16 protein-coding genes and 1 riboswitch are annotated in these 18,614 nt (G+C 72.6%); of the genes, 5 read left to right on the top strand and 11 right to left on the bottom strand.

From position 1 onward, the window contains the following. Nucleotides 1–31: 31 nt before the first annotated feature. Entirely contained in the window at nt 32–1,333 is a 1,302-nt protein-coding gene (gene cbiE / locus ACZ601_RS24115) for a precorrin-6y C5,15-methyltransferase (decarboxylating) subunit CbiE (RefSeq protein WP_469541304.1), read from the top strand. Next, complete coding sequence (gene cobM, locus ACZ601_RS24110) at nt 1,330–2,079, top strand: precorrin-4 C(11)-methyltransferase (RefSeq protein WP_469541301.1); 750 nt, start codon at nt 1,330–1,332, stop codon at nt 2,077–2,079. The genes cbiE and cobM overlap by 4 nt, the downstream gene beginning before the upstream one ends. A gap of 36 nt (nt 2,080–2,115) precedes the next feature. Here cobM and ACZ601_RS24105 read toward each other — a convergent pair whose 3' ends face one another. Then, nucleotides 2,116–3,231, bottom strand: a complete 1,116-nt coding sequence (locus tag ACZ601_RS24105; protein WP_469541298.1) for a cobalt-precorrin-5B (C(1))-methyltransferase — start codon at nt 3,229–3,231, stop codon at nt 2,116–2,118. Between the two features lie 11 nt (nt 3,232–3,242). On the opposite strand from ACZ601_RS24105, the gene ACZ601_RS24100 reads away from it, so the two are divergent. After that, nucleotides 3,243–4,004, top strand: coding sequence for a cobalt-precorrin-6A reductase (locus tag ACZ601_RS24100; RefSeq protein ID WP_469541296.1), 762 nt, complete (start codon nt 3,243–3,245; stop codon nt 4,002–4,004). A gap of 55 nt (nt 4,005–4,059) precedes the next feature. Here ACZ601_RS24100 and cobJ read toward each other — a convergent pair whose 3' ends face one another. The 3 genes from cobJ to cobG all read right to left on the bottom strand — a co-directional run bounded on the left by cobJ (nt 4,060) and on the right by cobG (nt 7,680). After that, nucleotides 4,060–5,565, bottom strand: coding sequence for a precorrin-3B C(17)-methyltransferase (cobJ, locus tag ACZ601_RS24095; RefSeq protein WP_469541293.1), 1,506 nt, complete (start codon nt 5,563–5,565; stop codon nt 4,060–4,062). Between the two features lie 2 nt (nt 5,566–5,567). After that, nucleotides 5,568–6,194 (bottom strand): precorrin-8X methylmutase, encoded by a 627-nt coding sequence (locus ACZ601_RS24090; protein ID WP_469541642.1) that lies wholly within the window; start codon nt 6,192–6,194, stop codon nt 5,568–5,570. A 124-nt stretch (nt 6,195–6,318) separates the two neighbouring features. After that, the gene (gene cobG, locus ACZ601_RS24085) at nt 6,319–7,680 is read right to left on the bottom strand and encodes a precorrin-3B synthase (protein WP_469541640.1); all 1,362 of its coding nucleotides are present in this window, start codon (nt 7,678–7,680) and stop codon (nt 6,319–6,321) included. 47 nt (nt 7,681–7,727) lie between these two features. After that, nucleotides 7,728–7,879: riboswitch (cobalamin riboswitch) on the top strand. Between the two features lie 72 nt (nt 7,880–7,951). Between cobG and cobN the strand changes: the two genes are divergently transcribed. Together cobN and ACZ601_RS24075 are read left to right on the top strand one after the other, a co-directional pair. Continuing rightward, entirely contained in the window at nt 7,952–11,548 is a 3,597-nt protein-coding gene (cobN, locus tag ACZ601_RS24080) for a cobaltochelatase subunit CobN (RefSeq protein WP_469541290.1), read from the top strand. 147 nt (nt 11,549–11,695) lie between these two features. Then, a complete protein-coding gene (locus ACZ601_RS24075) occupies nt 11,696–12,754 on the top strand; it encodes a vWA domain-containing protein (RefSeq protein ID WP_440573116.1) in 1,059 nt (352 codons plus the stop codon). 164 nt (nt 12,755–12,918) lie between these two features. Here the strand turns inward: ACZ601_RS24075 and ACZ601_RS24070 are convergent, their stop codons facing one another. From ACZ601_RS24070 to ACZ601_RS24040, 7 genes are read right to left on the bottom strand one after another with little or no spacing between them, the layout of a single operon-like run. Next, the gene (locus ACZ601_RS24070; RefSeq protein ID WP_469541287.1) at nt 12,919–14,151 is read right to left on the bottom strand and encodes a cytochrome P450 family protein; all 1,233 of its coding nucleotides are present in this window, start codon (nt 14,149–14,151) and stop codon (nt 12,919–12,921) included. A gap of 9 nt (nt 14,152–14,160) precedes the next feature. Next, nucleotides 14,161–15,378: a cytochrome P450 gene (locus ACZ601_RS24065; protein ID WP_469541285.1), complete on the bottom strand. Its 1,218-nt coding sequence runs from the start codon at nt 15,376–15,378 to the stop codon at nt 14,161–14,163. Beyond that, entirely contained in the window at nt 15,375–16,004 is a 630-nt protein-coding gene (locus ACZ601_RS24060) for a GTP-binding protein (protein ID WP_469541282.1), read from the bottom strand. Before ACZ601_RS24060 ends, ACZ601_RS24065 begins: the two co-directional genes overlap by 4 nt. Continuing rightward, on the bottom strand, nt 15,982–16,335 hold the full coding sequence (locus ACZ601_RS24055; RefSeq protein WP_390092027.1) for a DUF742 domain-containing protein: 354 nt from the start codon (nt 16,333–16,335) through the stop codon (nt 15,982–15,984). The genes ACZ601_RS24060 and ACZ601_RS24055 overlap by 23 nt, the downstream gene beginning before the upstream one ends. Continuing rightward, the gene (locus ACZ601_RS24050) at nt 16,332–16,754 is read right to left on the bottom strand and encodes a roadblock/LC7 domain-containing protein (protein WP_440573122.1); all 423 of its coding nucleotides are present in this window, start codon (nt 16,752–16,754) and stop codon (nt 16,332–16,334) included. Before ACZ601_RS24050 ends, ACZ601_RS24055 begins: the two co-directional genes overlap by 4 nt. A 2-nt stretch (nt 16,755–16,756) precedes the next feature. Continuing rightward, nucleotides 16,757–18,214: an ATP-binding protein gene (locus tag ACZ601_RS24045; protein WP_469541278.1), complete on the bottom strand. Its 1,458-nt coding sequence runs from the start codon at nt 18,212–18,214 to the stop codon at nt 16,757–16,759. Further along, nucleotides 18,214–18,363 carry a hypothetical protein gene (locus tag ACZ601_RS24040; RefSeq protein ID WP_440577980.1) on the bottom strand — a complete coding sequence of 50 codons (150 nt, stop codon included), beginning with the start codon at nt 18,361–18,363 and terminating at the stop codon, nt 18,214–18,216. The genes ACZ601_RS24045 and ACZ601_RS24040 overlap by 1 nt, the downstream gene beginning before the upstream one ends. Between the last annotated feature and the right edge of the window lie 251 nt (nt 18,364–18,614).

Below are 18,614 nucleotides of genomic sequence, written 5' to 3'. Positions count from 1 at the left end.
GCGCCAGCCCCCGAACACCGAGGTATCGTCCGTGACTCCCGAACCCGCCGCACCCCCCGTTCCGCCGCCAGTGAGTGTCGTGGGGATCGGGGCCGACGGATGGTCCGGACTGCCCGACGCGTCGCGCTCCGCGCTCATCGGCGCAGAGGTCCTGATCGGCGGCGAGCGTCAGCTCGGCCTGCTCCCGCCGCAGTGCGCGGGACGGCGCGTGGCCTGGCCCTCGCCGCTGCGGCCCGCGGTTCCCGGCCTGCTCGCCGCGCACGCGGGGAGCAGGATCGCGGTGCTGGCCAGCGGGGACCCGATGTTCTACGGGATCGGCCGGGCCCTCACCGAAGTGCTCGGCGCCGACGGGCTGCGGGTTCTGCCGCACCCCTCGTCCGTGTCCTACGCCTGCGCCCGGCTCTGCTGGCCCCTGGAGGACACCGAGGTCGTCACGCTGGTCGGCAGGCCCGCCGCCCGGCTCGCGGCCGCCCTGTACGACGGACGCCGGCTGCTGGTCCTCAGTGCGGACGCGGGCACCCCCGCCGTGGTCGCCGCGCTGCTGCGGGAACACGGCTTCGGGCCGAGCACGTTGCGCGTCCTGGAACAGCTCGGCGGCGAGCGCGAGGCGAGTACCGAAGGCACCGCGGACAGCTGGGCGCACCCGCCGGGCGACCCGCTGAACGTGATCGCCGTCGAATGCCGCCGGGCCCCCGGCACCCCGCACCTGGGCGCCGTACCCGGCCTGCCCGACGACGCGTACGAGCACGACGGCCAGCTCACCAAGCGCCACATCCGGGCCGCGACCCTCGGCGCGCTCGCACCGGCACCGGGCGAACTGCTCTGGGACGTCGGCGGCGGCTCCGGGTCCGTGGCGATCGAGTGGATGCGCGTCCACCCCTCGTGCCGCGCGATCAGCGTTGAGCGCGACCCGGTGCGGGCGGAGCGCATCGCGCGCAACGCCGGACGGCTCGGGGTGCCCGCCCTGCGCGTGATCACCGGCAGCGCCCCGGACAGCCTGGCCCGGCTGCCCTCGCCCGACGCCGTGTTCATCGGTGGCGGGCTGACCGTGCCCGGCCTGCTCGACGCCTGCTGGGAAGCGCTGCCGGGCGGCGGCCGGCTGGTCGCCAACACCGTCACGCTGGAGTCGGAGGCGCTGCTCACCGAGTGGTACCGCCGGCATGGCGGCGAACTGGTCCGCCTCGCCGTCGCGCACGCCGTGCCGGTCGGCGGCTTCACCGGCTGGCGGCAGGCGATGCCGGTCACCCAGTGGTCGGTGCGCAAGCCCCCGGCCGGTCCTACCGCGCGAGCCGCGGCGCACACCCGTACAGAACATTCAGGAGACAACAGATGACCGTGTACTTCATCGGCGCGGGTCCGGGCGCGGCCGACCTGATCACCGTGCGCGGCGCGCGGACGCTCGCCGCCTGCGGGGTGTGCCTGTACGCGGGCAGCCTGGTGCCCGCCGAACTCCTCGCCGAGTGCCCCCCGGAGGCCAGGCTGGTGGACACCGCGCAGCTCGACATCGACCGGATCACGGCCGAGCTGATCGGTGCGCACGAGGCCGGTCACGACGTGGCGCGGCTGCACTCGGGCGATCCCTCGGTGTTCAGCGCGGTCAACGAGCAGATGCGGCGCCTCGACGAGGCGGGCGTGCCCTATGAGGTGATCCCGGGCGTACCCGCGTTCGCGGCGGCCGCTGCGGCACTCAAGCGGGAGCTGACCGTCCCCACGGTCGGCCAGACCGTCATCCTCACCCGGATTGCCCACCGGGCGACCGCGATGCCGGAGGGGGAGGACCTCGCGACGCTGGGCCGCAGCGGGGCCCTGATCGTCCTGCACCTCGCCGCCAGGTACGTGGACCGGGTCGTCGAGGAACTGCTGCCGCACTACGGGGCCGACTGCCCCACCGCCGTCGTCGCCTTCGCCTCCCGCCCCGACGAACTCATCCTGCGCGGACCTCTCGACGGCATCGCGGAACAGGTGAAGGCTGCGGGCGTGATCCGTACCGCCGTCATCATGGTCGGCCGCACGCTCGGCGCCGACCAGTTCCGCGACAGCCACCTCTACTCGCCCGGACGCGACCGGCACGCCTGCTGACACACCCCCGTCCCCCCGGCACCGGGCGGCGGCGGGTCAGCGCACCGCGCTGCGCCCGACGACCGTGCCCGCCCGGTCGATGCAGATGACATCGACGGCGACCGGCGAGCCGCGCAGCACCGTCAGCGCCTCGTCGCGGGCGGCCACCGCCACCAGGTCCCCGAGGGGGACGCCGGCCGCCTGGCAGGACCGGAGCGCCGCGAGGCCCGTGTTCGCGGTGGCCACCTCCGCGGCCAGGGCCTCGTCCGCGCCGCCCCGCCGGGCCAGTCCGGCGAGGAAGACCTTGTCGACCTGGGAACGGGCCGAGTGCAGGTCGAGGTGGCCGGCGGCGAGCTTCGACAGCTTGGCGAACCCGCCGCAGATGGTAAGCCGGTCCACGGGGTGACGGCGCACGTACTTCAGCACGGCGCCCGCGAAGTCCCCCATGTCGAGCAGGGCGATCTCCGGCAGCCCGTACTCGGCCACCACGGTCTTCTCGGACGTCGAGCCCGTGCAGCCCGCCACATGGGTGTGGCCCGCCGCACGCGCCACGTCCACGCCCCGGCGGATCGAGTCGATCCACGCCGAGCAGGAGTACGGCACCACGACACCGGTCGTGCCCAGGATCGACAGTCCGCCCAGGATGCCCAGTCGCGGGTTCCAGGTCGAGCGGGCGATCTCCTCGCCGTGGTCGACGGAGACGGTGACCTCGACGTCGCCCGTGCCCCGGTGCGCCTCGGCGACCCGCGCGAGGTGGTCGCGGATCATCTCGCGCGGCACGGGGTTGATGGCGGGCTCGCCGACGTCGAGCGGGAGTCCCGGCAGGGTGACGGTGCCCACGCCGGGCCCCGCCCTGAACACCACGCCGGAGCCCGGCGGCAGCCGCCGGACGGTGACGCGTACGAGAGCGCCGTGGGTGACGTCCGGATCGTCCCCGGCGTCCTTCACCACACCGGCTGTCGCCCGCTCCCCGGCCAGCTCCTCCACCGCCAGCGCGAACGCCGGGGTCTGGCCCCGGGGGAGGGTGATGGTCACCGGGTCGGGGAAGTCGCCGGTCAGCAGGGCGGTGTACGCGGCCGTGGCCGCAGCGGTCGCGCAGGCACCGGTCGTCCAGCCGGGCCGCAGACCGGTGTGTTTGAGTTGGGCGCCGCGCCCGCCCTTCGCCTCACCCACGGATGGACCTCATGCACGTACTCGTACTCGGCGGGACCACGGAGGCCCGCCGCCTCGCAGAGCTGCTGGTGGCGGCACTGCCGGAGGACGCCCGGGTGACCAGTTCGCTCGCGGGGCGGGTGGCCAGTCCCAGGCTCCCGCCGGGCGAGGTGCGCGTCGGCGGGTTCGGCGGTGCCGACGGCCTTGCCGCGTGGCTGCGTACGCACCAGGTGGACGCGCTCATCGACGCCACCCATCCTTTCGCCGGGACGATCAGTTTCAACGCGGCGACAGCCGCCTCGGCTGCCCATGTTCCCCTGCTGGCACTGCGCCGACCCGGCTGGGTGCCCGGCCGGGGCGACGACTGGCACCCGGTCGGCTCCCTGGAGGAGGCCGCACGCGCACTGCCCGCGCTGGGGCGGCGCGTGTTCCTCACCACGGGACGCATGGGACTGGCCGCCTTCGCCGGGCTGGACGCCCTGTGGTTCCTGATGCGGTCGGTCGACGCACCGGAGCCGCCGTACCCCGCCCGGATGGAGGTCCTGCTCGACCGGGGGCCGTTCACCGCGGAGGGGGAGCGGGAGCTGATCCGCCGCCACCGCATCGACGTCCTCGTCACGAAGGACAGCGGCGGCGCCGCCACCGCCCCCAAGCTCGCCGCCGCCCGCGAGGCGGGGATCCCGGTGGTCGTGGTGCGCCGGCCACCGGTCCCCGAGGGGGTCGCGGTGGCCGATACCCCGGAGCGGGCCCTCGACTGGCTGCGCGGGTCCGGCGGCGGCCGGACCGGGGCTTGAGCCCCGGGGTAGCGGCGGCTCAAGCCTCCGGGTAGCGGCGGACGGAGACCTGGGCTCAGCCCTCCGGGTAGCGGCGCGGCGTCCAGACGATCTGCTCCCCGTCACCGCGCCGCACCCACCGCGTCTGCGAGGACCCGACGATCAGGATCGTCCGCATGTCGACCTCAGCCGGGTCGAGATCGGCCAGCCGGACGGTGCGTACGCTCTCGGCCGGTCCGCCGACGTCCCGGCCGAGCACGACCGGGGTGTCCGGCGAGCGGTGCTCCAGGAGCAGTTCGCGCGCCTTGCCGACCTGCCAGGTCCGGCTGCGTGAACCGGGGTTGTACAGCGCGAGCACCAGGTCCGCGGAGGCCGCTGCCCGCAACCGCTCCGCGATGACCTCCCACGGCTTGAGCCGGTCCGAGAGCGAGATCGTGGCGTAGTCGTGGCCCAGCGGCGCCCCCGCCCGTGCGGCCGCCGCGTTGGCCGCCGTCACGCCCGGCAGCACCCGTACCGGCACGTCCGCGTACCCGTCTTGGGAGGCCACTTCGAGGACGGCCGTCGCCATGGCGAAGACCCCCGGGTCCCCGCCGGACACCACGGCCACCCGCCGTCCGCGACGCGCCAGGTCCAGGGCGAACTCGGCGCGCTCCGACTCGACCTTGTTGTCCGAGCCGTGCCGGGACTGCCCCGGCCGGACCGGCACCCGGTCCAGATAGGTGGTGTAGCCGACCAGGTCGTCGGCGGCGGCCAGCACCCCGCGCGTCTCGGGCGTCAGCCACAGCGGCCCGGCGGGCCCCGTGCCGACCACGGCGACCTCGCCCCCGCCCGGAGTTTCCTCGGGACGCGGCGCGTCGATCCTGCTGGGCAGCACGGCGACCGCGAAGTACGGCACGGAGCCGGCGTCGATCCCGGCGAGCTCGCCCGTGCGCTCCCCGGCCATCGTGGCGCGCTCCACGTAACGGGCCTCGGGCAGCCGCCCCGACGCCTCGAAGGCGCGGCGCACCGCGGGGAACGTACGGCCCAGCTTCATCACCACCGCGGTGTCCGTGGCGGCGATCCGGGCGGTCAGCTCCTCCTCCGGCAGGGTGCCGGGCAGGATGGTCAGCACCTCCTCGCCCTCGACGAGCGGGGTGCCGAGCCGGGCGGCCGCCGCGCTGACCGAGGTGACACCGGGGATCACCTCGGTCGGGTAGCGGTCGGCGAGCCGCTTGTGCATGTGCATGTACGAGCCGTAGAAGAGCGGGTCGCCCTCGGCGAGCACGGCGACCGTGCGCCCCGCGTCGAGGTGGACCGCGAGGCGGGCCGCCGCCTCGGTGTAGAAGTCGTCCAGCGCGCCCCGGTAGCCGCCCGGGTGGTCCGTGGTCTCCGTCGTGACGGGGTAGACCAGGGCCTCTTCGATGTGGTCGGGGCGGATGTGTCCGGCCGCGATGGACCGGGCGATCGACCGTCCGTGCCGGGCGCTGTGATAGGCGACGACATCGGCCTCGGCGATGACCTGCACGGCGCGTACGGTCATCAGGGCCGGATCGCCGGGGCCGAGCCCGACTCCGTACAGCCGGCCGTTCTTCTGCTCGCTCACGCTTACTCTTCCTCGCTGGCGATCGCGTTGAGGGCGGCGGCCGCCATGGCGCTGCCGCCCCGCCGGCCGCGCACGATCAGATGGTCGAGCCCGGACGCGTGTGCGGCCAGGGCGTCCTTGGACTCGGCCGCGCCGATGAAGCCGACCGGCACACCGATGACGGCGGCGGGGCGCGGCGCGCCCTCCTCGATGAGTTCGAGCAGCCGGAACAGGGCGGTGGGCGCGTTGCCGACGGCGACGACCGCGCCGTCCAGCCGATCGCGCCACAGCTCCAGGGCGGCCGCGCTGCGGGTGGTGCCGAGTTCCGCCGCGAGACCGGGCACCGCTGGGTCCGACAGGGTGCACACGACCTCGTTGCCGGCGGGCAGCCGCTTGCGGGTGACCCCGCTGGCGACCATGGCCACGTCGCACAGGATGGGCGCGCCGGCCCGCAGCGCCTCACGGGCACGGGACACCACGTCCGGGGTGAAGGCCAGATCGCGTACGAGGTCGACCATGCCGCAGGCGTGGATCATCCGGACCGCCACCTGGCTCACATCGGCGGGCAGTCCCGACAGATCGGCCTCCGCGCGGATCGTGGCGAAGGACTGGCGATAGATGGCCGGTCCGTCCTTCTCGTACTGGTGCACAGTGCTGTCGCTCTCTTCATCGGGCATGGAAGTCGGGCATGGAAGTCGGGCATGGAAGTCGGGCATGGAAGTCGGGCGTGGAATGGGTCGGTCGGGTCCGGGAGCGGTCGGCCGGTGGGAAAGGTCAGGTGCCGGGGCACGGGGCGGGGCGCTGCTCGTCCAGGCCGCCCCGGGCCGAGGCCACGGCTGCCGCTAGAGCGGCCGGGCTGTCGGCGACGGGCTGCGGGGCGTGCCGTTCACCGTCGCGCACCAGGGAGACCCGGTAGCCGTCCGGGGCGGCGACGACATCGACCCACGCGCCCCGCGGATGGCCGCACCGGCGTTCGCACCCCGACCAGTACACCGGCAGCGCGCCCACGGGCCCCAGGGCCGCTGTCGCCCCGGCCCGGACATCGGCGAGGGACTTGGCGCAGCCGGGGCGCCCGATGCAGGCCCCCACTCCGGTCCAGGGGGAGCGGGGCCCGGTGATCAGGCCGGCGGTCCCCAGAGCGTCCAGTGCCTCTGCGGCCCGTGCGCGCTCCACGCCCGGTACGACGACGCCGCGCCAGGGGGTCAGCCGCAGTTCGCCGCCGCCACCCTCCCCTTGCCGGGCGGCGCGGGTCAGCGCCCGCCACTGTTCCGCGCCGACGCGGCCCAGGGGTACGCCGACGCACAGCGCGACCGTCTCGTGCGGTCCGTCCACGATGCCGGGAGCGGGAGCGGGAGCCGCGGGCTGCGCGGGGTGTACGGGTCCGGCAGTGCGCGTGGCGCGGATTCCGGCCTGGCGCAACCGCCGGACCACCTGGTCCAGGAGGATCCCGACGTCCGCGCGCAGATCCGTCACCCGCCAGACGCCGGAGCCGCGCGCGGTGTCCAGGAAGGTCTCGGCGGCGATCAGCGCGGCAGCGGGAGCGTGCGCACCGGGTATCCGCAGCACGGATTCGGCCGGGCCGATCCGCAGAGCCGCGTCCCCGTCGGCCCGCGCCAGCAGCGTCACATCGGCGCCGAGCGCGTCCACATCGCCGCGGCCGTCGTCGAGCGCGAACAGGAACCGGCCCGACAGCTCGGTCGTCAGGTCACTCGCGCACACCAGCTCGTCCAACGCGGACAGCCACGGGCGGATGTCCCGCTGCCCCCGGCCGTCGAGCCCGGACAGCGGGGAGGCCACGATGTTGCGGACGCGCTCGTGGCGCTCGGAGGGCAGCAGCCCCGACTCACCCATGCGGGAGGCCAGTTCGCCGCCGCAGTCCGGCGGCAGACCGCGCAGCTGCACATTGCCGCGCGAAGTGAGATGCAGCTCACCATCGCCGAGCCGCTCCGCCAACTCCCGCACCACGTCGGCCTGCGCCGCGCTCAGTACCCCCCCGGGGATCCGGACCCGGGCCAGCGCACCGTCGTCCGCCCGGTGCAACCGCAGCGTGCCGGGGCAGGCGTCACCGCGGTCACGGACCGGCGCGGCTCCTGTGGGCACGGGCAAAGTGGCTGGCGGGGGCATGGCGGCGAGCATACCGACCATCTCATCAGATCCGTATGCCTCCCAGTTCTTGACCGCCCCTTACTATGCCTAGCGACGGGCCTTGCGGTCCGTAGTCGCCACAGACGGCGACAGGGGAGGAAGCCCGGTGCGATTCCGGCGCGGTCCCGCCACTGTGATCCCGGCCGCACCGGCCGGGTGAGTCAGGAACTCCCTTCCCCGTGCCACTCGGCCCGTCCGAGCAGGGGAGTCCCATTCCGACACCGCCCGGGGCGTGGATACCCCGAGGAAGGCCAGACGCCGCATGATCCTGCTCCTGTCGACGTCAGACACCGACCTGCTCAGCGCCCGCGCCTGTGACGGCCCGGTCGCCTACCGCTACGCGAACCCCTCCCGGCTCCCGCTCCAGGACCTCCCGCAGCTCCTGGACGGCACAGAGCTGGTCGTCGTACGCCTCCTCGGCGGGGTCCGCGCCTGGCAGGACGGCCTCGACCAGGTGCTGGCCACCGGCCGCCCCGTCGTCGTCCTCACCGGCGAACAGGCCCCCGACGCCCAGCTGATGGCCGCCTCCACCGTCCCGATCGGCATCGCCGCGGAGGCCCACGCCTATCTGGCACACGGCGGCCCCGGCAACCTGGAGCAGCTCGCCCGCTTCCTCTCCGACACCGTCCTGCTCACCGGCCACGGCTTCGAACCGCCCGCCCCGGCGCCCTCCTGGGGACCGCTGGAGCGCACGCCCCGCGCGACGGACGGCCCCACCATCGCGGTGCTCTACTACCGCGCCCACCACATGAGCGGCAACACCGCGTTCATCGACGCCCTGTGCGGCGCCGTCGAGGACGCGGGCGGCCGCGCCCTGCCGCTGTTCGTCGCCTCGCTGCGCACACCGGAGCCCGAGCTGATCGACGCCCTGCGGGCCGCCGACGCGATCGTGACCACGGTGCTCGCCGCGGGCGGAACCCGGCCTGCGGAGGCGTCGGCCGGCGGTGACGACGAGTCCTGGGACGCCGGCGCCCTCACCGGCCTCGACGTGCCCATCCTCCAGGCGCTCTGCCTCACCGGTTCGCGGTCCGACTGGGAGGACAACGACGAGGGCGTCTCGCCGCTGGACGCCGCGAGCCAGATCGCCGTCCCCGAGTTCGACGGCCGCCTGATCACCGTCCCGTTCTCGTTCAAGGAGATCGACGAGGACGGCCTGCCGGCCTACGTGGCCGATGCCGAGCGCGCCGCCCGGGTCGCCGGGACCGCCGTGCGCCACGCGCGGCTCCGCCACATCCCGAACGCAGACAAGCGCCTCGCGCTCGTGCTGTCCGCGTACCCGACCAAGCACTCCCGGATCGGCAACGCCGTCGGACTCGACACCCCGGCGAGCGCCGTCGCCCTGCTGCGCCGGCTCCGCGCCGAGGGGTACGACTTCGGTGACGAGGAGGTGCCGGGCCTCGCCTCCGGTGACGGGGACGAGCTGATCTACGCGCTGATCGAGGCGGGCGGCCACGACCAGGAGTGGCTCACGGAAGAGCAGCTGGCCCGCAACCCGGTCCGCATCCCGGCCGCCGACTACCGGCGCTGGTACGCGACGCTGCCGGCTGAACTCCGCGAGGCCGTCGAGGAGCACTGGGGCCCCGCTCCGGGCGAGATGTTCGTGGACCGCTCGCGCAATCCCGAGGGCGACATCGTCCTCGCCGCCCTGCGCCGGGGCAATCTGCTCATCCTCATCCAGCCGCCGCGCGGCTTCGGCGAGAACCCGATCGCGATCTACCACGACCCCGACCTGCCGCCCTCGCACCACTACCTGGCCGCCTACCGCTGGATCGCCGCCGCCGCGGACGACAACGGCTTCGGCGCCGACGCGATGATCCACCTCGGCAAGCACGGCAACCTGGAGTGGCTGCCCGGGAAGAACGCCGGGCTCTCCGCCGCGTGCGGCCCCGACGCGGCGCTTGGCGACCTCCCGCTCGTCTACCCGTTCCTGGTCAACGACCCGGGCGAGGGCACCCAGGCCAAGCGCCGCGTCCACGCCACCCTGGTGGACCACCTCGTACCGCCGATGGCCCGCGCCGAGAGCTACGGCGACGTGGCCCGGCTGGAACAGCTGCTGGACGAGCACGCCCAGATCGCGGCGATGGACCCGGCGAAGCTCCCGGCCATCAGGGCCCAGATCTGGACCCTGATCCAGGCCGCGAAGCTCGACCACGACCTGGGTCTCGAAGACCGCCCGGAGGACGAGGGCTTCGACGAGTTCATCATGCATCTCGACGGCTGGCTCTGTGAGATCAAGGACGCGCAGATCCGCGACGGCCTGCACGTCCTGGGCGGCGCGCCCGCCGGAGCCGACCGGGTCAACCTGGTCCTGGCGATCCTGCGGGCCCGCCAGATCTGGGGCGGCACCACCTCCCTGCCCGGCCTGCGCGAGGCGCTCGGTCTCGACGAGTCGGCGGCCACCCGCACCACCGCCGACGAGGTGGAGGAGCAGGCCCGCGCCCTGGTCCAGGCGATGGAGGACGCGCAGTGGGCGCCGGAGGCCGTCGCAGACGTCGCCGCCGGACACCCCGGGCCCGTCGCCGACATCCTCGACTTCGCCGCCCGCGAGGTCGTGCCCCGGCTGGCGGCCACCACCGACGAACTCGACCACTGCGTCCACGCCCTGAACGGCGGCTTCGTCCCCGCAGGCCCTTCCGGCTCCCCGCTGCGCGGCCTGGTCAACGTCCTGCCGACCGGCCGCAACTTCTACTCCGTCGACCCCAAGGCGGTGCCTTCCCGTCTCGCCTGGGAGACCGGACAGGCGCTGGCCGACTCCCTGCTGGAGCGCTACCGGACCGACAACGGCGACTGGCCCACCTCGGTCGGCCTGTCCCTGTGGGGCACCAGCGCGATGCGTACCGCCGGCGACGATGTCGCGGAGGCCTTCGCGCTGCTCGGCGTCCGCCCGGTCTGGGACGACGCCTCGCGTCGGGTCACCGGGCTTGAGGCGGTCCCGGCCGCCGAACTGGGGCGCCCGCGCATCGATGTGACGCTCCGCATCAGCGGCTTCTTCCGCGACGCGTTCCCGCACACCATCGGCCTCCTGGACGACGCGGTCCGCCTCGCGGCCTCGCTGGAGGAACCCGCGGAGCAGAACTACGTACGGGCGCACACCCAGGCGGACCTGGCCGCGCACGGCGACGAACGCCGCGCCACCACCCGTATCTTCGGCTCCCGCCCCGGCACCTACGGCGCCGGACTGCTCCAGCTCATCGACTCACGGGACTGGCGCACCGACGCGGACCTGGCCGAGGTCTACACCGTCTGGGGCGGCTACGCCTACGGCCGCGAACTCGACGGACGACCGGCCCGCGAGGAGATGGAGACGGCGTACAAGCGCATCGAGGTCGCGGCCAAGAACACCGACACCCGCGAGCACGACATCGCGGACTCGGACGACTACTTCCAGTACCACGGCGGCATGGTGGCCACCGTGCGCGCGCTCAAGGGCACCGCCCCAGAGGCGTACATCGGGGACTCCACCCGGCCGGAGACCGTCCGGACCCGCACCCTGGTCGAGGAGACCTCGCGCGTCTTCCGGGCCCGCGTCGTCAACCCCAAGTGGATCGAGGCGATGCGCCGCCACGGCTACAAGGGCGCCTTCGAGCTGGCCGCCACCGTCGACTACCTCTTCGGCTACGACGCCACGACGGGGGTGGTCGCCGACTGGATGTACGACAAGCTCACCGAGACCTATGTCCTGGACCCGGCCAACCGCGAGTTCCTCCAGCGCGCCAACCCCTGGGCCCTCCACGGCATCGCGGAACGTCTCCTGGAGGCCGAGTCGCGCGGCATGTGGGAGAAGCCGGACCCGGAGGTCCTCGCCGGTCTGCGCCAGGTCTTCCTGGAGACGGAAGGCGATCTGGAGGGCGAGGACTGAGCCACCGGCCGCACCGGCCGCCGTACGGATGAAGGGCCCCTGGCCGCTCGCGCGGCCGGGGGCCCTCGTCCGCGTCCAACTCCGTTGTCAGTGCCTCCCCATAGAGTTCAGATATCACTCGGGGAGCTTCGGAGAAGGAGCAGAAACGTGTCCGCCAACAGGATTCAGCACAAGGTGAATCACGTCGCGCTGGTCGTCGACTGTTCGGGTTCCATGCGCCCGCACCAGGGCCAGCTCATTCGTGTCGTGGACGAGTTCGTGGCCGGTTTGAAGGCCGAATCGGACAGCCTCGGCCATGAGACCCGGATCAGCCTCTATTCCTTCGATCACCGGGTGGAGAACCTGGTCTGGGACATGGACGTGAAGCATCTGCCGTCCATGCGGGGTCTGTACAGGGTCAACAACGGTGCCACGGCCCTGATCGAGGCCTCCTTGAAGTCCCTGGACGACCTGGGTCATATCTGGGAGGAATACGGCGAGCACAGCTTCCTGCAGATCGTGGTGACGGACGGCGAGGAGAACGCCTCCGGCGGCGACCGGCGGCACGACGGCGACATGGCCGTCCTCGGTCCCTGGCTCGACAGGATCACGGCGAAGATGGGCGGGCTCCCGGGCCACTGGACGTCCGCGATCCTGGTGCCGAACTCGCTGGCGAAGCGCACCGCCCAGAACTACGGCTTCCCGGCGGGGAACATCGCCATCTGGGACGCGGACTCCCAGGAGGGTGTCGAGGAGGCGATCGGCACCGTGCGCGCCGCCGCCACCAGCTTCCTGCGGGGCCGCGAGCAGGGCGTGCGCGGCACAAAGAACCTGTTCGCCGTGGGGCAGGACATATCCGTTGACGAGGTACGGGCGAATCTCGAACCGATACCGACCGACAAATACCGGCTCCTGAAAGTCGACAAGGAGATCGAGATCCGGCCCTTCGTCGATTCGCATCCGGGTGTGACCTACGAACGCGGCTCGTGCTATTACCAATTGGGCGCCCGGGTCCAGGTTCAGCCCGACAAGGAAGTCGTCGTGGTCGAGAAGGACACCGATCGCGCCTATACCGGTGACGCGGCGCGCAGCCTTCTGTTCGGTACGGGTATCCACGGGACGGTCTCGGTGAAGGCGGGGAACAATCCCGAGCTGGAGGTCTATGTGCAGAGCCGCTCCGTGAACAGGAAGCTCAAGCCGAAGACGCGTCTGCTCATCATGCTCTGAAATCTCGTGCGGCTCGTGCGGCTCGTGCGGTCCCCGTCGGCTCAGGTGGTGCCGGCCGCCGTCGGCCATGTGCTGCCACGGGCGTCCAGTCGCCAGGGGCGGGGGGCCGCCGGACCGCCCCCCGCCCAGGTGCGCCGTCAGAGGGGCAGCGGCCCCCGGCCCGGTCAGGCGGTGGCCGGCCGCAGCCGGACGGGCAGGGTCTGGTGGCCGTTGCTGATGAGGGAGTGCAGCGGCTTCAGCTCGGCCGCCGGCACGGCGAGTTCGAGGTCGGGGAAGCGCTCGAACAGCAGCCGCAGGGCCGCGGCGATCTCCATACGGGCGAGCGGGGCGCCGAGGCAGAAGTGCACGCCGTGCCCGAAGGCGAGGTGCTCGGAGGACGGCCTGGTGACGTCGAAGCGGTCGGCGGACTCGCCGTGCCAGTCGGGGTGGCGGTTGGCCGCCGCGTAGGAGACGAGGATCGCCTCTCCGGCCCGGATCGTCTGCCCGTCGGGCAGCGGCAGGTCCTCCAGCGCGCAGCGCAGCGGGAGGTGCTTGACGGCAGGTTCGTGCCGCAGGGTCTCCTCGACGACATCGCTCCAGTTGGCCCGGCCGGCCCGGATGTGGGCGAGCTGCTCGGGGTTGGTGAGCAGGGCCGTGATGCCGTGGTCGATCCCGTTGACCGTCGTCTCGTACCCGGCGCTGATCATCAGCAGCAGGGTGTCGCGCAGTTCGTCGTCGGCCATCGCGCTGCCGTCGCCCTCGGTGTCCCGGGTGGCGATGAGGAGCGAGGTCATGTCTTCGCCCGGCGCGGCGCGCTTGGCATCGATCAGTTCGTCGAGCAGCTTGTACAGGGCCGCCGTGTTCGCCGCGGCCTCATCGGCGGCGAGCGCGGTGGAGAAGACTCCGTCGACCACGCTGCGGAAGCCCTGGCGCTGGTCGTCGGGGACACCCATGAGCCGTCCGATCACGGCGATCGGCAGAGGATAGGCGAGCTCCTCGCGCAGGTCGACGCTCTCCCCGGCCGTCCGGGACTCGATGGAGTCGAGGAGGGCCGTGACGATCGCCTCGACGGTGGCCGCCATGGTCTGCACCCGGCGGGCGCTGAACGCCGGGGCGACCATGCGCCTGAGCCGCCGGTGGTCGCCGCCGTATGCGGTGAACATGTTGTTCACCGCGATCCACAGGGCCAGCGGCCAGGTGGAGACGGTGTCGGCGAAGGCCGGCCAGTGAGCGCGGGTGTCCTTGGAGACCCGGGCGTCCGTCAGGAGTTCCTTGAGGAGAGCGGGGTCGGTGACGGACCAGGCGGTGACGCCGAGGATGTCGACACGGGCGGCCGGTCCGCGGGAGCGCAGGGCCTCGTGCTCGGCGTGGTGGTCCGCCGCGGAGGGGTCCAGAACGAGGATCGGGTGTTCGGGCACGGGTGCTCCTCAGCGAGTGGCAGGGAAGACGACAGGGAGGGATTCCAGGGCACGGTGGAAGGGGCCGGGCCGCCAGCGCACCTCGTCGGCGGGTACCGCGAGGTCCATCTCCGGGAAGGCGTCGGCGAGAAAGGTGATGGCCGTCTCGGCGATGAGGTAGGCGTGGGAGCGGGCCGGGCAGGTGTGCGGTCCGGTGCTCCAGGACAGATGGGCCCGGTTTCCGACGAAGGCGTCCGGCGGGAGTCCGCCCGTGAGCACCGGGTCGTTGTTGCAGGCGGCCATGGAGATGACGACCGGCTGGTGAGCAGGCAGCAGGGTGCCGTCCACGTCGGCGTCGTAACGCGGATAGCTGATGCAGTAGTTCGCCATCGGCGGGTCCGTGTACAGGACGGTGTCGAGGGCATCGCGGATCGTGGACTCGGCGGAGTGCAGCGTGGCGGAGAACTCCTCGTCGGTGAGGATCTTCCACCACGTGTTGACGATGAGGTTGGTCAGCGGTTCGATGCCGGCGCCGTACAGCGTGACGATCTGGTGGCCCATCTCCTCGTCGCTCAGCCCCGCCGGGTGGGCTATCAGACGGGACGTCACGTCGTCCGCCGGGTGGTGCCTGCGCAGGCTCACCAGGTCGGCCACCGCCTGCCCGAGGATCTCGTTGCCACGGGCGGCGTCGGTGGTCTCGAAGATGCGCGACATGCCGTCGGCGATCCGGGCGCCGATCTCGTCGGGGCAGCCCAGCATCGAGCTCAGGACCCGGAAGGCGATCGGGAAGGCGTACTGAGTGGCGAGATCCGCCCGGCCGGTGGCGCCGAAGCCGTTCACGGCGTCGGCGGCGACCTGCTCCACCAGGGCCCGCAGCTCGTGCTGGTCGATCGCGTCGATGCTCGCGGTGTTGGCCGAGCGGTAGCGGGAGTGCTCGGTGCCGCCGCTGCGCAGGGCGTTGGGCCGCCACTCCATCATCGGCCGCACCGGGCACGACGCCGGCACCGTCTGCTCCCACACGCGGGGATCGGCGGGGAAACGCAGCGGATCGTTGAGGATGCTGCGCGCCTGGAAGTAGCCGATCACCAGGGTGGCGGGGATTCCGGGGGACAGTTCGACGGGCACGAACGGGCCGAAGGTGCCGCGCATCCGCTCGTACGCGGCGTGCGGGTCGGCGGCGAACTCGGGCCCGTACAGCGGAAACCGGGCCGCCGGCCCGGACAGTGGCTCGGTGCTGATGGGATTCATCGCAGGGGCTCCAGGGGCTCCATCGGTGCGGCTGGTCGTCGCTCCACGAGGTGGTCCATCAGGGCAACGAGTGCGTGGAGCGAAGAGGTGCGGTCGCGGGCGTCGCAGGTGATGAGCGGGGTGGTGCCGTCCAGGGCGAGGGCCTGGCGGAGTTCGCCCAGGTCGTAGGCGGGGGCGCCGGGGAAGGTGTTGATCGCGACGGCGTAGGGGATGCCCTGGGCCTCCAGGAGGCCCAGGGCGCCGTGGCAGGCGTCGAGGTCGCGTGTGTCGGCCAGGACCAGGCATCCGAGCGCACCTTCGGCCATGTCCTCCCAGAGCAGGTGGAATCGCTCCTGTCCGGGCAGCCCGAACAGATAGAGGACCAGGTGGCCGGCGGCCAGATGGATCCGGCCGAAGTCCATGCCCACGGTCGTCGTGGTCTTCGCCGGCGTCCCGCTGAGGTCGTCCACACCCGCGCTGTCGATGGTGATGGGCTCTTCCATACGCAGCGGAGTCACCTCGGACACGCTGCCGATGAGGGTCGTCTTGCCCACGCCGAAGCCCCCGGCGACCACGATCTTGGCGGACTCGGTCACCGCGGCCGGTACAAAGGTGACGTCGGTGTCAGACCAGGTCTCGGAGGCCATCGCGCACCCTTCGCAGGAGATCGGATTCGGGTCGGTCGGAGTCGGCCGCGACCGGGCTGGTCAGATGGCCGCTGTCCATCAGGGTGGAGACGAGGATGCGCACCGTGGAGGGCGGCATCTGCAACGCGGCGGCGATGTCCGCGACCGCGAGGCCGCCGTGACCGCCGGCGAACAGACTCATCAACCTCTGGGCATCGGGGCCAAGGGCGTTCGTCCGGCCGGTCGCGGCGATGACCACGCTCTCCAGGCGCACGTCCTGTCGCGGACGGACCCTTCCCCCGGTGCGTACGTACGGCCTGACCAGATCCGCGTCACGCCGCGGCCCGCTCATGCCGCGGAGCCGCCGTCCGTCTGCGGCGGAACCCGTTCGGCGGTGCTCAGCTGCCTGCCCACCTTCACCGCGAGCTGCGCCATCTCACGGCTGATCAGACCCACGTCCGCGTGCGGATCGCTGGTGCAGACCGACAGCATGGTGTTGTCGCCGGCAGCCGTCGTCAGGCCTATGTTGTCGATGCACTCGATCATCTGCTGGCGGACTCCGCCACCACCGGTGAAGTCGTCCCATGCCTTTCCGGCGGCACGCATCGCGGCCGTCAGCGCGGCGAACTTCTCGCCCTCCTCCTGGCTCATCGTTCTCGTGCGCGCCTTCAACAGGCCGTCACTGCTCATCAGTACGGCGAAGCGGACGCCCTCGATCTCCCCGAGGTGTTCGTCCAGCAGCCAGCCAAGGGAGTTGATGGTGGTCGACATGGTCAACGTCCTTCGGTCTCAGGGGGAGTGCTCGGCGTGTCGCGGACGCTGCGGGCACCGTTCAGCCAGGCGGTGGCCACCTCGGGCCGACCGGGTTCCACCGGCACCGCGGTGGCGGCGTGGCGGCGGGAGGGCGGTGCGGACCGCCGGCGGACCGTGAGTCCGCTCACCGTGGTCGAGGGCTGCGCCTGCTCCGGTTCGGCTGCCTGCTCCGGGGCAGCGGCGGTGGCCGGAACCGGCGCGTCGGCGGCGGCCGGCTGGGCGACGGGAGCCGGCTGGGCAAAGGCGGCGGGCTGGGCGACGGGCCCCGGTGCGGCAGCCGCGGCCGGGGCCTGCCGGCGATGAGGCGCGGGCGGGGTGGCCGGTACGGCGGGCTGCGGGGCGGGAGGCGCGGTGAGCAGCTTCTGCGGCAGGACGATGAAGGCGCGGGTACCGCCGTACACGTTGGGGGCCGTCACCTCGACGCGGTATCCGTAGGACGCGGCGAGGAGACCGGCCACGCGCAGGCCGGTCTGCGGATAGGCACCCAGTTTCGTGATGTCGTCCCGCTCCTCGCTGGACATCACCCGGCGGGCCCACTCCAGCCGCTCGTCCTCCATGCGCAGCCCCGCATCGTCCACGATCAGGAAGACCGCGTCGTTGCCGTGCTCCAGGGAGACGTGCACCCGGGTGTTCGGCGCCGAATAGCGCAGGGCGTTGTCCAGCAGGATCGCCAGTGTGTGGATCACCGCTTCCACGGCCCGGCTCTCCACGCCGAAGGTGTTCACGTCCGCGTGCTGCACTCGCTGGAAGCCCTCGACCCGGCCCATCGCGGAGCGCACGATCTCGCCGAGCGCGGTCACCGGATGGCGCCGGGAGAGCTTCTCGCCGGCCAGCACCGCGTACCCGCTGGCCGTCAGCAGCATTTGCTGGGCCAGGTGGTCGATCTCGACGAGGGTCTCGTACGCGTCGTCGGAGACGTGCTGACGTACGCCGGCGCTGACCTTGGTGCCCAGCTTCGACGCCCGGTGGACCGTGCCCGCGGCGAAGGACCGCACGGCCGCGCGTGCGACGTCGACGGCCTCCTTGCGTACATGGGCGACCTGTTCGTCGGCTTCGCGGCGGGCCAGCGCCACTTGTTCCTCGGCCGTTCTCCCCGCCACGGTGACGGCGCGGGAGAACTGCCCGGCCAGCGCTCCGACGGCCTCGGCGACGGGACTGCCAACCAGCTGAGGCGGAACAGTCACGTCGACAACGCCTGCCGGGCCCGGCCCGGCCCCGTCGGCAGGCACCGGGCCGACACTGGTCGCCAGGTGCCTCACGAAGTACTCGGTCATCTGTATCTGGTGCGTGAGCCGCTCTGAGTGCTCCCGCAGTTGGCCGGCCCGTTGCTCCGCCCGGTTTGCCGAGCGGCGGAACCGGACCGCCAGCACCGCTCCGGCTACCGCCAGCAGCGCGAGAACCAGCGTCAGCGCGAGCATCAGAACTCCGAGATCGTGACGGAAACGGCTGCCTGGCCGGAGCCCCGGCGGCGGAGCCGGCCGGCCCGGACGTCGTCACGGACGGGCACTCCGGCCCGCGGGTCACCGGTCAGGAGGTGCTGCTCGATACGCGGGAGATGGCGTTTCATGATGTCCGTACTCCGTAGTGCCGGGATTACCGGGTCTGTGGGCGGGGTCGTCGGGGGCATCACGATCTCCGCGGGGGTGCGATCAGCCCGCGGGCGGCAGGGCGAGCCTTCACGACCTCACAGCGGTGATCCGCTGCGCGGTTGCTCGTAGGGTGGCCCATCGCGGAAGTCCTTGTGGTGGAGACAATCGACACCAGATCACTCGAACGGCGTGTAATCCAAGTGATCTGTGTTTCTACCGAGTTGGAGTA

Source organism: Streptomyces sp. NPDC104307, assembly GCF_055584045.1.
This window is presented reverse-complemented; position numbering and strand designations above follow the sequence as displayed.

Bases quoted from the DNA above. Each gene is read 5' to 3' on its own strand.
- ACZ601_RS24050 (WP_440573122.1), bottom strand. From the start codon at position 16,754: ATGTCGACCACCATCAACTCCCTTGGCTGGCTGCTGGACGAACACCTC.
- ACZ601_RS24060 (WP_469541282.1), bottom strand. From the start codon at position 16,004: ATGGCCTCCGAGACCTGGTCTGACACCGACGTCACCTTTGTACCGGCC.
- ACZ601_RS24045 (WP_469541278.1), bottom strand. From the start codon at position 18,214: ATGCTCGCGCTGACGCTGGTTCTCGCGCTGCTGGCGGTAGCCGGAGCG.
- cobM (WP_469541301.1), top strand. From the start codon at position 1,330: ATGACCGTGTACTTCATCGGCGCGGGTCCGGGCGCGGCCGACCTGATC.
- cobN (WP_469541290.1), top strand. From the start codon at position 7,952: ATGATCCTGCTCCTGTCGACGTCAGACACCGACCTGCTCAGCGCCCGC.
- ACZ601_RS24040 (WP_440577980.1), bottom strand. From the start codon at position 18,363: ATGAAACGCCATCTCCCGCGTATCGAGCAGCACCTCCTGACCGGTGAC.
- cobG (WP_469541640.1), bottom strand. From the start codon at position 7,680: ATGCTCGCCGCCATGCCCCCGCCAGCCACTTTGCCCGTGCCCACAGGA.
- ACZ601_RS24055 (WP_390092027.1), bottom strand. From the start codon at position 16,335: ATGAGCGGGCCGCGGCGTGACGCGGATCTGGTCAGGCCGTACGTACGC.
- ACZ601_RS24100 (WP_469541296.1), top strand. From the start codon at position 3,243: ATGCACGTACTCGTACTCGGCGGGACCACGGAGGCCCGCCGCCTCGCA.
- ACZ601_RS24065 (WP_469541285.1), bottom strand. From the start codon at position 15,378: ATGAATCCCATCAGCACCGAGCCACTGTCCGGGCCGGCGGCCCGGTTT.